This is a genomic window from Lentibacter algarum, from assembly GCF_018860975.1.
Taxonomy (GTDB): Bacteria; Pseudomonadota; Alphaproteobacteria; order Rhodobacterales; family Rhodobacteraceae; genus Lentibacter; species Lentibacter algarum_A.
The window spans coordinates 152,210-164,972 of record NZ_JAHKQI010000006.1; the positions used below are offsets into that span (position 1 = coordinate 152,210).

Annotated in this window: 11 protein-coding genes and 1 pseudogene; 4 read left to right on the top strand and 8 right to left on the bottom strand. The window is 57.6% G+C overall.

Annotated elements, in window-relative coordinates:
* Nucleotides 1-116: 116 nt before the first annotated feature.
* From KO498_RS09045 to KO498_RS09055, 3 genes are all read right to left on the bottom strand, one after another.
* Complete coding sequence (locus KO498_RS09045) at nucleotides 117-3,146, bottom strand: valine--tRNA ligase (RefSeq protein ID WP_215959586.1); 3,030 nt, start codon at nucleotides 3,144-3,146, stop codon at nucleotides 117-119.
* Between the two features lie 95 nt (nucleotides 3,147-3,241).
* Nucleotides 3,242-4,030: a crotonase/enoyl-CoA hydratase family protein gene (locus KO498_RS09050; protein WP_215959587.1), complete on the bottom strand. Its 789-nt coding sequence runs from the start codon at nucleotides 4,028-4,030 to the stop codon at nucleotides 3,242-3,244.
* A 62-nt stretch (nucleotides 4,031-4,092) separates the two neighbouring features.
* Nucleotides 4,093-4,257: a Tat pathway signal protein gene (locus KO498_RS09055; protein WP_215959588.1), complete on the bottom strand. Its 165-nt coding sequence runs from the start codon at nucleotides 4,255-4,257 to the stop codon at nucleotides 4,093-4,095.
* Nucleotides 4,258-4,352: 95 nt separating this feature from the next.
* Here KO498_RS09055 and KO498_RS09060 point away from each other — a divergent pair, with 95 nt between their 5' ends.
* Entirely contained in the window at nucleotides 4,353-5,459 is a 1,107-nt protein-coding gene (locus tag KO498_RS09060; RefSeq protein WP_215959589.1) for a pyridoxal phosphate-dependent aminotransferase, read from the top strand.
* Here the strand turns inward: KO498_RS09060 and KO498_RS09065 are convergent.
* The 3 genes from KO498_RS09065 to ppk2 form a co-directional block, all read right to left on the bottom strand.
* Nucleotides 5,451-6,362 carry a nickel/cobalt transporter gene (locus tag KO498_RS09065; RefSeq protein WP_215959590.1) on the bottom strand — a complete coding sequence of 304 codons (912 nt, stop codon included), beginning with the start codon at nucleotides 6,360-6,362 and terminating at the stop codon, nucleotides 5,451-5,453. The genes KO498_RS09060 and KO498_RS09065 overlap by 9 nt on opposite strands.
* On the bottom strand, nucleotides 6,347-6,967 hold the full coding sequence (locus KO498_RS09070; RefSeq protein ID WP_215959591.1) for a DUF1007 family protein: 621 nt from the start codon (nucleotides 6,965-6,967) through the stop codon (nucleotides 6,347-6,349). The genes KO498_RS09065 and KO498_RS09070 overlap by 16 nt, the downstream gene beginning before the upstream one ends.
* 74 nt (nucleotides 6,968-7,041) lie before the next feature.
* Complete coding sequence (ppk2, locus tag KO498_RS09075) at nucleotides 7,042-7,929, bottom strand: polyphosphate kinase 2 (RefSeq protein ID WP_252731354.1); 888 nt, start codon at nucleotides 7,927-7,929, stop codon at nucleotides 7,042-7,044.
* Nucleotides 7,930-8,037: 108 nt separating this feature from the next.
* On the opposite strand from ppk2, the gene dtd reads away from it, so the two are divergent.
* Both dtd and KO498_RS09085 read left to right on the top strand, forming a co-directional pair.
* Entirely contained in the window at nucleotides 8,038-8,475 is a 438-nt protein-coding gene (dtd, locus tag KO498_RS09080) for a D-aminoacyl-tRNA deacylase (protein WP_215959593.1), read from the top strand.
* A complete protein-coding gene (locus tag KO498_RS09085; protein WP_215959594.1) occupies nucleotides 8,475-8,936 on the top strand; it encodes a DUF6194 family protein in 462 nt (153 codons plus the stop codon). The genes dtd and KO498_RS09085 overlap by 1 nt, the downstream gene beginning before the upstream one ends.
* Here the strand turns inward: KO498_RS09085 and KO498_RS09090 are convergent.
* Nucleotides 8,916-10,118, bottom strand: a complete 1,203-nt coding sequence (locus tag KO498_RS09090) for a pyridoxal-phosphate-dependent aminotransferase family protein (protein WP_215959595.1) — start codon at nucleotides 10,116-10,118, stop codon at nucleotides 8,916-8,918. The two genes, KO498_RS09085 and KO498_RS09090, sit on opposite strands and share 21 nt — an antisense overlap.
* A 148-nt stretch (nucleotides 10,119-10,266) precedes the next feature.
* Between KO498_RS09090 and KO498_RS09095 the strand changes: the two genes are divergently transcribed.
* Nucleotides 10,267-12,162 carry an ABC transporter ATP-binding protein gene (locus tag KO498_RS09095; RefSeq protein ID WP_252731355.1) on the top strand — a complete coding sequence of 632 codons (1,896 nt, stop codon included), beginning with the start codon at nucleotides 10,267-10,269 and terminating at the stop codon, nucleotides 12,160-12,162.
* On the opposite strand, the pseudogene KO498_RS09100 reads toward KO498_RS09095, so the two are convergent.
* Nucleotides 12,098-12,733 (bottom strand): annotated as a pseudogene (locus tag KO498_RS09100) (TIGR04283 family arsenosugar biosynthesis glycosyltransferase); the annotation flags it as partial. The gene KO498_RS09095 and the pseudogene KO498_RS09100 sit on opposite strands and share 65 nt — an antisense overlap.
* Nucleotides 12,734-12,763 lie beyond the last annotated feature (30 nt).

Genomic DNA, 12,763 nt, shown 5'->3' on the forward strand with positions numbered 1-12,763 from the left:
ACCCAAGTCACAGGCGCGTTTTCAGCCTTTGGCGCGCCGTTAACCACAAAGTGCGCAGGCTTTAGGGAAAGCTTGCGCACTTGTGTTATACGTTGTTTTCAAACAGAAAAACTTGGTTAAATCTCGGCCAATCGCGTCAAAGCCGCTTTCATCAAGCTCTCTTCTTCCTCGCGTTCCGCAAGGTTCGCACGGGTTTCTTCAACAACCTCATCAGGTGCCGAGGCCACAAACTTGGGGTTTCCAAGCCGCCCCTTCATCCCGCCGATCTCTTTGGCGAGTTTGCCTAAGCTCTTCTCAAGGCGGGCTTTTTCGGCGTCAACGTCGATGATATCGGCCAGCGGCAAGCCGAACTCGGCCCCGGTAATACCCAGCGCCGCCGTGCCTTTGGGGAAGTCGTCAACCTCGGTCAGCACTTCGATGCGTGCCAGCTTTTTGATCAGCGCTTCATTGCCTTCAAAAGCCGCGCGCGCCGCGTCACCCATGTTGCGCACAACGACTTCGACTTTTGCACCAGCCGGCACATGCATCTGGGCGCGAACCGAGCGCACTTCCTCGATCAACCCGATCACCCAGTTCATCTCGCTGTCAGCATTTTCATCAACAAGATCAGTGCCATAAGTCGGCCAGTCGGTATGCGCCAGTATCTTCTGACGTTCGCCCAAAGTGCCCCAAAGCTCTTCGGTGATGAAGGGCATGATCGGGTGTAAAAGCACCACGCATTGGTCAATAACCCACGCCATAACAGCCCGTGTTTCGGCCTTCGTGGCCTCATCGGCATCCATCAAAAGCGGCTTGGAGAACTCGACATACCAGTCGCAAACCTTGCCCCAAACAAAGGCATAAAGCGCATTGGCGGCGTCGTTAAAACGGTAGGCCTCAAGCGCTGCGTCAACGACCTCGCGCACCTTACCCGTCTCGCCGATGATCCACTTATTCGCCGTCGCCGTGGCTGTCGGCAAGCTTCCATCACTGCCAATAGCCTCATGCATTTCCGCAAACCGCGCCGCATTCCAGAGCTTGGTGGTGAAGTTCCGGTAGCCTGTGATCTTCTGCTTGCTCAGCTTCAAAACCCCACCCAGCGCCGCCATTTGCGCATTGGTAAACCGCAAAGCATCGGCGCCAAATTCATCAACAATTTCAAGCGGATCAATCACGTTGCCCGTGGTCTTGGACATCTTCTTGCCCTTCTCGTCGCGCACGAGCTGGTGCAGATAAACCGTGTGGAACGGCGCCTGTTTTACCACGGCTTTTTGCATCATAATCATCCGCGCCACCCAGAAGAACAGGATGTCCTGACCAGTGATCAAAACATCGGTCGGGAAGTAGCGCTTCATCTCGTCGGTGTCTTCCGGCCAGCCCAAAGTGCCGATAGGCCAGAGCCCCGAAGAGAACCATGTGTCGAGCACGTCGGGGTCGCGGAACATCGGAATAACCTGCGGTGCTTCAAACGTGCGGATCGTGCCCTCGTCTTGTGTGTCCATCTCGTTGATGGTTGCTTGCAAAACTTCGGCAGCTTCTTGAGCGTTCTCAACGATGCGAAAGCTCATGCCATCGACAAAACGGCTCTTAGCAATTTCCAGCGCTTCAGCTTCCGTAGCTGCACAGATTGGCAGCCAGTCGTCCTCACCTGGAAGATACCAAACCGGGATCTGATGCCCCCACCAGAGCTGGCGGGAGATGCACCAAGGCTCGATGTTCTCGAGCCAGTGGTAGTAGGTTTTCTCGCCACTCTCAGGCATGATCTTGATCTCGCCCGAGCGCACCGCTTCAAGCGCCGGATCAACGACTTTTGCAGCGTCAACAAACCACTGGTCAGTCAGCATCGGCTCGATGACAACTTTTGAGCGGTCACCAAACGGCTGCATGATCGGCTTGTTCTCAACATAGGGCACGATCTGCGTGTTAACTTCGCCTTCATCATCTTTGGTTTCTACTGTGGTCATCACAGCAAGGCCCTCGGAGGTGATCTGATCAACAACACGTTTTCGCGCTTCAAAGCGGTCAAGCCCGCGCAAGTCGTCAGGCACAAGGTTAATCTCTTCAACGCTTTGCTCGGTAAATTCGGCCCCGTTCGCGTGGGCCTGCGCAAGAGCTGATGCCTCGCCATATGGCACACCGTCAGCGCGCATAGCGCCTTTGGTGTCCATCAGGCGATACATCGGAATGCCGCCGCGCTTGGCGACTTCGTAGTCGTTGAAGTCATGCGCGCCGGTGATCTTTACCGCGCCTGAACCGAAGGCCATGTCAGGGTATTCGTCGGTGATGATCGGGATCAGGCGGCGGTGTTCTTTTGGCCCAACAGGGATCTCGCAGAGCTTGCCAACAATTGGCGCATAGCGCGTGTCATCAGGGTGCACAGCAACCGCACCATCACCCAGCATAGTCTCAGGGCGGGTGGTGGCGATAGAAATATAATCGCGCTCTTCCGTGAGCGTCACGTTGCCGTCTTCGTCCTTCTCGACATAGGTATATGTCGCGCCGCCAGCCAGCGGATACTTGAAGTGCCACATATGGCCGGGTGTCTCGATGTTCTCGACTTCAAGGTCAGAGATCGCAGTTTCAAAATGCGGGTCCCAGTTGACCAAACGTTTGCCGCGATAGATGAGCCCCTGCTCATACATCTCGACAAAAACCTTGATCACGGCGTCATGGAAGTTGGCCGAGTTCTCGTGGCCAATGCCCGGATCACCCTCGGCTCCGGCCATAGTGAAAGCGTTGCGCTCCCAGTCACACGAACAGCCAAGACGCTTGAGCTGGCCGACAATCGTGCCGCCGTATTCGCCCTTCCACTCCCAGACTTTCTCAAGGAATTTCTGCCGCCCAAGCTCGGTGCGTTTGGGCTGCTGCGTCGCGGCGAGCATCTTCTCAACCTGCATCTGCGTTGCAATGCCTGCGTGGTCCTGGCCCGGTTGCCAGAGCGTGTCAAAGCCGCGCATGCGGTGCCAGCGGATGAGGATATCTTGCAGGGTGTTGTTGAAGGCATGGCCAACGTGCAAAGCGCCGGTCACGTTCGGTGGCGGGATCATGATGGTAAAGCTCTCGTCGCGCGAACGGTTGGCACCTGCGCGAAAAGCGCCTGCCTCTTCCCACATCTTGGTGAGGCGCGGCTCGGCTTCACTTGCGTTAAATGTCTTTTCCATCGCCATGATCATCTGCCTTCGGGCTGAATTTCGCTTTCGCGAGGTCTACCCAAAGTGAGGCGAAAGGAAAAGGGAGAAAGCTCGCCTTGGCCCTTGCGCCACTAACCGAAGTTCGGCGCACGCTTTTGCATGTTGGCCATGACAACTTCCATCTGATGCGGCTTGCCGATCAAGTCAGTCTGCTCGCGGCTTTCGGCCATAAGCACAGCGTCTTCATCAACACCGCTTTCAACGGTTTCGATCAGGCGTTTAGCTGCACGCACGGCAGAGGGGCTCTTGGAGGCAATCAATGTCGCAAGCTCGGTGGCACGCTCCAAGGGAGTCTCGGACAGCTCTGTCACCAGCCCCCAAGCAAGCCCTTGCACCGCGTCAACAGGTTCGGCCGTGTAAGTCATCTGGCGGATCACATCAGAGCGCAGGTAGGCAGGCCAAAGCGCCATGCCGCCCATGTCAGGCACGAGGCCCCACTTCATTTCCATGATCGAGAGCTTGGTTTCGGGGTGCGCGATGCGCATGTCGGCCGCCGAGCAAAGTTGAAAGCCAGCACCGTAGGACACGCCGTGCAAAGCGGCGATCACCGGCACAGGCAAGCGCCGCCAAGCCAGCACGATCTCTTGGTAGAAGTTGGCGTTGCCATGGGTGCGCGGCATCACGATCTCTTCAGGATTACCGCCCGCGAGCGTCGCAAAGCTGCTCACATCAAGCCCTGCACAAAAGGCGCGGCCGTCGCCCGACAGCACAACAGCGCGGATGTCGTCATTGTCCTGCAAGGCATGCGCGGCATTGATCAACCCCTCGCCCATAGCTTGGTCAACGCCGTTCATCTTGTCGGCGCGGGTGAGCGTGACAAAGGCGATATGATCTTTGATTTCGGTGGTAACGCGGGTCATGGCTGGCTCCTATCTGTTGGCGGGGAGCCTAGCGTGCGGGGCCAAGTCAGAAAAGCGTAACGTTAAGGCACAAGCCTCTCGACGGCGCGCATCATCCCGAGGGATTTGTCGTAGACCAGCGTCAAGATGCGGCGGCCACCGGCCCTTGACGCGATTGTCGGTAGGCTGCGCACCGTGCCAGCCGCAGCGGCACTGGCAATAAAGCCTCGGCGTGTAAGTTTGGCCATGAGTGACCCTCCTGTTGCGAGTGACTCTCATGTAATTACTCAGCGCTTGTTTTCAAGGGCTTGCTCCGCTTGGCCGCAATGGGTTAACTCGCGCTATGACATATCCTCGCTATACAAAACTGGCAGAAAGCCTTCCTGCAACTGTGCCGTTTGTCGGCCCCGAAGCCGCCGAACGCGCAATGGGCAAGCCGTTTGACGCCCGCATCGGCGCCAATGAGAACGTCTTTGGCCCTTCGCCCAAGGCGATCACCGCTATGCAGGAGGCCCTGGGCGGCATCTGGCAATATGGTGATTCTGAAAACCACGCCCTGCGCCACGCTCTGGCCAAGCATCTGAGCATCACTCCCGACAACATCATGGTTGGCGAGGGCATCGACGGGTTGCTAGGCTACCTTGCACGGCTCTTGATTGAAGAAGGTGACGCTGTGGTCACCTCCGACGGGGCCTATCCGACGTTCAACTATCATGTCGCAGGCTTTGGCGGGGTGCTGCACAAGCTACCCTACAAGGACGATTGCGAAGACCTGCCTGCGCTCATCGCCAAGGCGCATGAAGTCAACGCCAAGATGATCTACTTCGCCAACCCCGATAATCCTATGGCCACTTGGTGCAAGGGTGCTGACATCGTCGCTGCACTTGATGATCTGCCCGAGGGTTGCTTGCTGGTGCTCGACGAGGCCTATGTCGAGTTCGCGCCGGAGGGCACGGCTGCGGACGTTGATATCAACGACCCGCGGGTCATCAGAATGCGCACATTCTCAAAGGCCTACGGTATGGCCGGAGCGCGGGTAGGATATGCCCTCGGTGCGCCCGAGTTGATCATGGCCTTCAACAAAATCCGCAATCACTTTGGCATGAACCGCGCCAGCCAAGCCGGTGCTTTGGCGGCGTTGGCCGATCAAGAGTATCTGTCACAAACGCTCGTCCATGTTGCGCAGGCGCGGCTAAAAATCACGCAAATCGCTGAAGATAACGGCCTTACAACTCTGCCTTCGGCAACCAACTTTGTTGCGGTTGACTGTGGGCGCGACGGCGCGTTTGCCAAGGCAGTGCTTGACGGGCTGGTGGCGCGTGGCGTGTTTGTGCGGATGCCCTTTGTCGCTCCGCAAAACCGCTGCATCCGCATCAGTTGCGGCACCGAGGATGACCTTGCAGCCTTTGCAAATGCCTTGCCTGCCGCCCTTATCGAAGCATCAAAGTAGCGAAAGCGCCGCGAGCATGATCAGTGCCCCCGCGGCCAGCTCGATCAGCGCCGAAAGCTTTAACGCTGCCTTGCCGTCACCTGCCTGCGCCATAAGGCTCGAGCGAAAGAACACGGCGATGAATGCTACACTGACTGTCACGCTGGCTGTTCCCAGCCCCATGACAAATGCTCCAGCAATACCGGCCCAATCAAGGCCCAAGCGCCACGTCAGGATCAGCAAGAACAGTGCCCCCGTGCAGGGGCGTATCGCCACAGCGCCAATTAGCAGCAAGGCATCGCGAAGCCCGTGAATCTCGGCAGCCTCATCTATGGTCGGCCCGTGCTTGTGTCCGCAAGAGCAACTGCCATCATCGTGAGTATGGTGCCCGTCATGCTCGTGTTGAATGGTGTGGGCTCGCTCTCGCCAAAGCTTGCGCGCACCACGCAGGGCCAACCACAGGCCCACAAGCGCAATCGCAACGTAGGATGCCGGAGCGGCCCAATCTTCGGCCAGCCCTGTCATGCTTTCGCGGGTCAGGCCCAAAAGGAACACGCCGGCATAAACCAAGAGCACCGCGCTCAGCGCTTGCGCAAGGCTTGAAAGCACTGCCAATACCGACAGTCGAACCAAAGGTATTTTGCGCGCCGCGCCGTATCCGCCGATCAGAACCTTGCCGTGCCCCGGCCCTGCGGCGTGGAAAAACCCGTAGGCAAAGCAAAGCCCCATCAAGCCAGCCAAAGCCCCTGCTTCGCCGCCCTTTAGAGCACGCAACAAATGCGCCATCGCGTTTTGCACATCGCGTTGGCCATCAGCCGCCCATGCCGAAAGAACCGCCGCGCCGCCAAACCCCCAGAGCCAGACAGCGACGACAGCGAGCGCCGCCAAAGCGCCAAGGAAGCTCAGGTTCAAAGCCCTTCGCATACGACCCTAATCTCATCGGCAAAGGCCTCGCCCACTTCGGGAAAGGCCATGTTCGGGTCAGTCGCTTCATTGGCGTTTGCCGCCAGGGCCATCGCGCGCGCGGTGTTCAAATCAGCCTTGATAACCTCTGCTGTGCAAAATTCGGGCAGCTCGATCGCGTCGAACACCTCGTATTGGGTGTAATATGTCGGATCATACGCTTTGAGGCGCAGCGCATTGCCAGCCTCAGCAATATCACGATAGTGCCGCGTGGTGATCTGCCCGTCTTCAAAGCTGGTTCCGAGGTTGTTCGGTGCGCCCAAAGTGAGCTTTTTGCCGCCGTCAAAAACAAACAGATCGCCCTCGTAACCGGCTATCCATTGCATATCAAAGCCGTTGAGCTTTGCCAGTTCAGCCGCGGTTAACTTGCCGTCAAAGTCGTCATCTAGCTCCATGTCCTCCAGCACCAGAAGTGAATAGAGCGCATCGTATTTCCAGCTGACTTCGACACCGGTGATCTCTCCGTTGTCGCTCACCACGAGCTTAAGCCCCGTATCAATAAACACATGCGGATGCGCCCGAAGTGGCGTCGCCAGACACATGAAGATGATTACGAAAAGTCTCATGGCTTTACTCATAGATGGCAATTGTGAAGGCTGCAATCAGCGCTCCACAATTGCGGCAGGTTTTGGCCGCAGGTTCAGCTCTTGCCGCGGCGTTGCTCAGGGTGCAAGGCTGATCCTAGAATATGATCGGACCGATGAATAACGTGATTGGCGCTTGAGCAGATCAGTGGATCAGGCTGGCCGATAAGTTCAGCATCTTTGCCCGGATAATCAAGGCTCGCCAGAAAATGCCGCATGCAAGCCAGCCGCGCGCGCTTTTTGTCGTTTGATTTAACCACGGTCCAGGGCGCATCGGCGGTGTCGGTGTAAAAGAACATCGCTTCCTTGGCTTCGGTGTAGTCGTCCCACTTGCCCAAGCTGGCCTTGTCTATCGGGCTGAGTTTCCACTGCTTCAAAGGGTCGCTTTCGCGGCTCTTGAAACGCGAGCGTTGCTCGTCTTGGGTGACGGAAAACCAGTATTTGTAAAGCCGTATTCCAGAGCGAGTCAGCATACGTTCATACTCAGGCGTTTGGCGCATAAACTCGAGGTATTCAGAAGGTTCGCAAAACCCCATCACCCGCTCAACGCCAGCGCGGTTATACCACGAACGGTCATAAAGCACCATTTCGCCTTCAGTCGGCAGGTGCTGGATGTAGCGTTGGAAATACCACTGGCCGCGTTCTTCGTCGCTCGGTTTGTTCAGCGCAACAACGCGGGCTGTTCGTGGGTTCAGGTGCTCGGTGAAGCGCTTGATCGTGCCGCCTTTGCCCGCCGCATCACGACCCTCAAACAACATGACAAACTTCTGGCCGGTTTCCTGCGCCCAGTGCTGCACCTTCAAAAGCTCGGCCTGCAGCGCGGCTTTCTGCGTTTCATAGTCCTTGCGGCCGAGTTTGTCAGTATAAGGGTAAACGCCGTTTTCAAAGGCGCGGCGCACTTCTTCGACAGTTGGATTGTTGGTTGATGTGGCTTCTTTGGTCATCGCGCGTTCTCCTGTTTTCAAAACTTGAGCCATAGTAGCCGCAGTGCAGCGGTTGCACCTTGACCTCGCTCAAGTGCTTTGCATTTATCGGCAACAAAGGAGGCCCGCATGAGAGTTTTGTTACAAAGGGTAAGTCAGGCCGAAGTCCGGGTTGATGGCGCATGCGTCGGAGCCTGCGGCAAAGGCTTGCTGGTGCTGGTTTGCGCCATGCAGGGCGACACCGAAGCTGATGCAGACAGACTTGCGCTCAAGATATCAAAACTGCGGATATTCACCGATGATGCCGGCAAAATGAACCGTTCGGTGAGCGACGTCGGCGGAGAGGCTCTGGTTGTGAGCCAGTTCACGCTCGCGGCCGATACATCACGTGGCAACAGGCCAGGCTTTTCAGCTGCCGCACCTCCCGATGAGGGCGAAAAGCTCTATGAGTATTTCGCGGCACAGCTCGCGTCGCTCGGCATAGGCACTCAGACAGGGCGTTTTGGTGCCGACATGAAAGTCAGCCTCACAAACGATGGGCCAGTTACGATCTGGATGGAAAGCTGATGTCACCCGAGACCATATTGACCGACTTGCTGGCTCGTTACGCGGGCACGGTTTCGACACCCGCATGGGGCGAAACAACTCTGTTTTACAATCCTGACAACACCTTCAAGCGTGGCGCGTATTTTGCGACCATCAAAGAAAAGAACGGTGACCATGACCAGGCCTCAGAGCTTGATCGCGAAGGTGTCTTCCGGCTGAACATCGGTGCGACGCGGCCGCTGTTTGAAGCGCGCTTTGGCAATCCACCAGCGCGCCCGACCAAAGGCGGTCATGTTCATGGCCCCTGGGATTTTATAGCGCTCGACAGCCTCACGCCCCATCCCGTTTATGGCTGGATGAGTTGGGTCAGCATTCTGAACCCGTCAGAAGCGAGTTTTGCATCCTGTTTGGAGTTGCTTGATAGCGCATATGTCAAGGCAACAGCCACGTTCAACAAGCGCCTACGCGCCGCTGCTCGCTAGCACTTTGACGGCCGCATCAAGCGCCCCCGCACCGCGCGGCACTTTGTGGGCCTCAAATGCTGTCTCCATGCTGCCAAGCGTTGCCATGATCATCTGCGGGTTCACATGCCCCATGTGACCAATGCGAAAAAAGCCCTCGCCTTTCGGGTCTTCGTCCGTCGACATGCCAAGGCCGATGCCCAGAGTGACACCTGCGTTTTGCTCGCACCAGCGCCGCAGGTTCAGCCCGTGCGGTTGACCGACATGTAACGCCGTGACAGCGCACGACCGCTGAGCAGGGCTTGCAACATTCATCTTCAACGGCCCGTCTGCGCCCCATGCCTCACAAGCCGCCCAGACAGCGTTTGCCAGTTTCTCATGGCGCGCCCAGACAGCCTCCATGCCTTCCTCCTCAAGCATCCCCAATGCAGTGCGTAGCCCGTACAAATGATGGGTCGGCGCAGTGCCTCCGAAATACTGAAAGAACATCTCGGGGTTGGCACGCGGCGCCCAGTCCCAATAGCGGCTGACACGTTTCATCTCGGCACGCCGCGCGGCGGCTTTGTCACTGATGAAAACAAAGCTGACCCCTGCAGGCACCATCAACCCCTTTTGAGACGCGGCCACCGCAACATCAACACCCCAAGCGTCCATCTCAAAACGATCACAGCCCAGAGAGGCAATACAATCGACCATCAGCAAGGCGTCATGCCCGCTGGCAGTCATTGCCGCGCGGATCATCTCGATGTCGTTTCTGATCGAGGTTGAGGTGTCGGTATGGGTGCAGAGCACCGCTTTGATACGCCCCTGCGTGTCGGCTTTCAGCGCCGCTTCAAGCTTGGATGCGTCAACGGGTGCTTTCTTGCCAAAGTCGAGTTTCTCGACAACAGCTCCAAGGCCAGTAGCCATTTCAGCCCAGCCTTCGCCGAACCGGCCGTTGAACAAGCCCAAAACATGGTCGCCCTCGCCCACAACATTGCTCAGAGCCGCTTCCCATGCGCCGTGCCCGTTGCCTATGTAAATCGCAACGCCTTGCTTTGTGCGCGCCACACGTTTTAGTCCGGCAGTGATGCCATCCATCATATTGATAAGCTCGCCCTCATAGATGTTTGGCGAGGCTCGATGCATGGCACGCAGCACAGCTTCAGGCATCACCGATGGGCCGGGAATTGACAGTTGCTCACGTCCGCCGTGCTTGCTCATAGCGCATTTCCTTGTGCGTGTTTTGCCCGACATTATACCCAGGATACGCGGCGTCAACCTTCGCAAACACCACAGAGCACGCCAGATAACTTGCCAGTCAGCCCCCCCTCAATTAAACCGGAACGATGGAAACGACTGCGAGTGCCAAATGAGCAATGACACGCCCCAAAGCCCCACTCATGACCAAGGGCTTTTTAAGTGGCTCTGGCGCAATTACCTGAGTCGCTTCTGGCCATACCTCACCCTTGCATTGCTGTTCATGATCATCGAAGGTTCGATGCTTGGTGCGCTGAGCTTCATCATGCGGCCGATGTTTGACACTGTTTTTATCGAAGGGAACGAAGGTGCGATACGTTATGTCGCTTTGGCTATCTTTTGCATCTTTGGAGCGCGCGCCTTTGCCGCCGTCGGACAGAAAATCACGTTGGCCTATATCATGCAGAAAATGGCCGCCGCCCTGCGCACGGATTTGCTCTCGCATCTGATGAAACAAGACGGTGCCTTTCACCAGACACATCCACCCGGATTTCTTATCCAGCGTGTGCAGGCCGATGTGATTTCTATCAACGAAGGCTGGCGCGCACTGGTGATGGGCGCTGGCCGCGACGCTGTCACGCTGATCGTGCTGATGGGCGTCGCCATTTCAGTTGACTGGAAATGGACACTCGTTGCCCTGATCGGCGCACCTTTGGTGCTGGCACCTGCGCAACTGGCGCAGAAATTTGTGCGGGCCCGCTCGCGTGAAGCCCGCGACCTTGGTGCTAAGCTGGCTACGCGCCTTGACGAAGTTTTTCACGGCATCGTCCCTGTAAAGCTCAACCGTTTGGAAAGCTACCAAAGCCGCCAATACTCTGCGCTGACCGATGATCTCGTGAAAGCCGAAGTGCGTGCCAATGCCGGCGGTGCAATCATCCCCGGGCTGATCGACATCATGTCGGGCCTCGGGTTTGTCGGCGTGCTGGTTTACGGCGGCTCCGAGATCATCTCCGGAGAGAAAAGCGTCGGACAGTTCATGTCATTTTTCACCGCGATCGGCTTTGCCTTTGAGCCTCTCCGTCGTATCGGAGCGGTTAGCGGGCGCTGGCAGATGGCGGCAGCAGGCATCGAACGTCTGCGCGAGCTGCTGGAAATGCAGCCAACACTGGTCTCTCCTTCCAAACCCAAGCCCGCGCCCAACGGTGTGCCAGAGATCGCCCTCAAAGATGTGCGCCTGTCCTACGGCGACACAGAAGTTTTGCGCGGCGCGAGCTTTACGGCCGAAGCGGGCAAAACCACAGCCCTCGTCGGCGCGTCAGGCGCGGGTAAGTCAACTGTGTTCAACCTGCTCACGCGGCTGGTTGATCCCTCATCCGGTAGCGCCGAGATCGGCACGGTCGCCACAGCTGATATGAAGCTGGAAGACCTTCGCGGCTTGTTCTCAGTGGTCAGTCAGGATGCCGCGTTGTTTGACGAAAGCCTGCGCGAAAACCTTCTGTTGGGCCGCACCGATGTTACGGAAGCGCGCCTGCAAGAGGTGCTCGAAGCTGCACATGTCACAGACTTTTTACCGCAACTTGCCAATGGGCTCGAAACTCAAGTCGGCCCGCGCGGCTCAAGCCTGTCGGGCGGGCAACGTCAGCGCGTGGCCATCGCACGTGCCTTGCTGCGTGACACGCCTGTTTTGCTGCTGGACGAGGCAACATCGGCGCTTGATGCCGAGAGCGAAGCCGTTGTGCAGGCTGCACTTGAAAGCTTGTCAAAAGGACGCACGACACTGGTGATTGCGCATCGCCTTTCGACGGTGCGTGATGCTGACAAAATCGTGGTTATGGAACAAGGCGCAGTTGTCGAAGAGGGGCGCCACGAAGAACTGCTGGCACAAAACGGAGCTTACGCGCGTTTACATGAACTCCAGTTCAAGACTTCTGGCCCGACCGCCGATAGCGTTGCGCTAGCATCTCAGGGTCGGCGCCGCAAAGGTAGCGCAGGAGCAGCACGAGGTTCTTCGCGCCGCGACGGATCCAGCCTTCTGTCACGTATCTCTGCGCGCTTGTTTCGGCGCTGACAGGCAGCGCTTTAAGCTGGCCGCGCAGTTTGCGCGCCATCGCCACATCCTCCATAAGCGGAAGGGCCGGATAGCCACCAACCTGTTTGAGCAGATCCGCCGAAATCAGCAGGGCTTGGTCGCCATAGGGCAGCCCGAACATATGCGACCGCAGGTTCGCCCAGGCCGCAACAATCTCAGCCGCACGACCAGCCTGATCAAAGCGCAGCTGGAAATATCCAGCCAGCTCGACATTGCTCAAATGCTGCAACACGGCATTTGCCCAGCCCGTGTCAAGCAAGGTGTCGGCATGTAAAACCAACAACCAATCTCCTTGGGCGGCAGCGACACCGCGCGCTATTTGCGCCCCGCGCCCCGCCTTGCCGTCAACCCAGGTAGCACCTGCCGCGTCTGCGATTTTCTTGGTTGTATCCGATGAGCCGCCGTCAGAAACGATCAGCTCGCGGATCAGCCCCGCTTCAAGCCCCGCACCAAGGCTGCCCAAACACGCAGGCAGGCTGTCGGCGGCATTGAGCGTCGGAATAATCACAGAAATCGGCGCGCGCATATTCAGCCCTTTCAGATGCTGCATTTGCGCCTATATTACAGATTGCACCAGAAA

Excerpts from the sequence above, each read along its gene's own strand:
- KO498_RS09045 (WP_215959586.1), bottom strand. The coding sequence starts at position 3,146 with ATGGCGATGGAAAAGACATTTAACGCAAGTGAAGCCGAGCCGCGCCTC.
- KO498_RS09050 (WP_215959587.1), bottom strand. The coding sequence starts at position 4,030 with ATGACCCGCGTTACCACCGAAATCAAAGATCATATCGCCTTTGTCACG.
- KO498_RS09055 (WP_215959588.1), bottom strand. The coding sequence starts at position 4,257 with ATGGCCAAACTTACACGCCGAGGCTTTATTGCCAGTGCCGCTGCGGCT.
- KO498_RS09060 (WP_215959589.1), top strand. The coding sequence starts at position 4,353 with ATGACATATCCTCGCTATACAAAACTGGCAGAAAGCCTTCCTGCAACT.
- KO498_RS09065 (WP_215959590.1), bottom strand. The coding sequence starts at position 6,362 with ATGCGAAGGGCTTTGAACCTGAGCTTCCTTGGCGCTTTGGCGGCGCTC.
- KO498_RS09070 (WP_215959591.1), bottom strand. The coding sequence starts at position 6,967 with ATGAGACTTTTCGTAATCATCTTCATGTGTCTGGCGACGCCACTTCGG.
- ppk2 (WP_252731354.1), bottom strand. The coding sequence starts at position 7,929 with ATGACCAAAGAAGCCACATCAACCAACAATCCAACTGTCGAAGAAGTG.
- dtd (WP_215959593.1), top strand. The coding sequence starts at position 8,038 with ATGAGAGTTTTGTTACAAAGGGTAAGTCAGGCCGAAGTCCGGGTTGAT.
- KO498_RS09085 (WP_215959594.1), top strand. The coding sequence starts at position 8,475 with ATGTCACCCGAGACCATATTGACCGACTTGCTGGCTCGTTACGCGGGC.
- KO498_RS09090 (WP_215959595.1), bottom strand. The coding sequence starts at position 10,118 with ATGAGCAAGCACGGCGGACGTGAGCAACTGTCAATTCCCGGCCCATCG.
- KO498_RS09095 (WP_252731355.1), top strand. The coding sequence starts at position 10,267 with ATGAGCAATGACACGCCCCAAAGCCCCACTCATGACCAAGGGCTTTTT.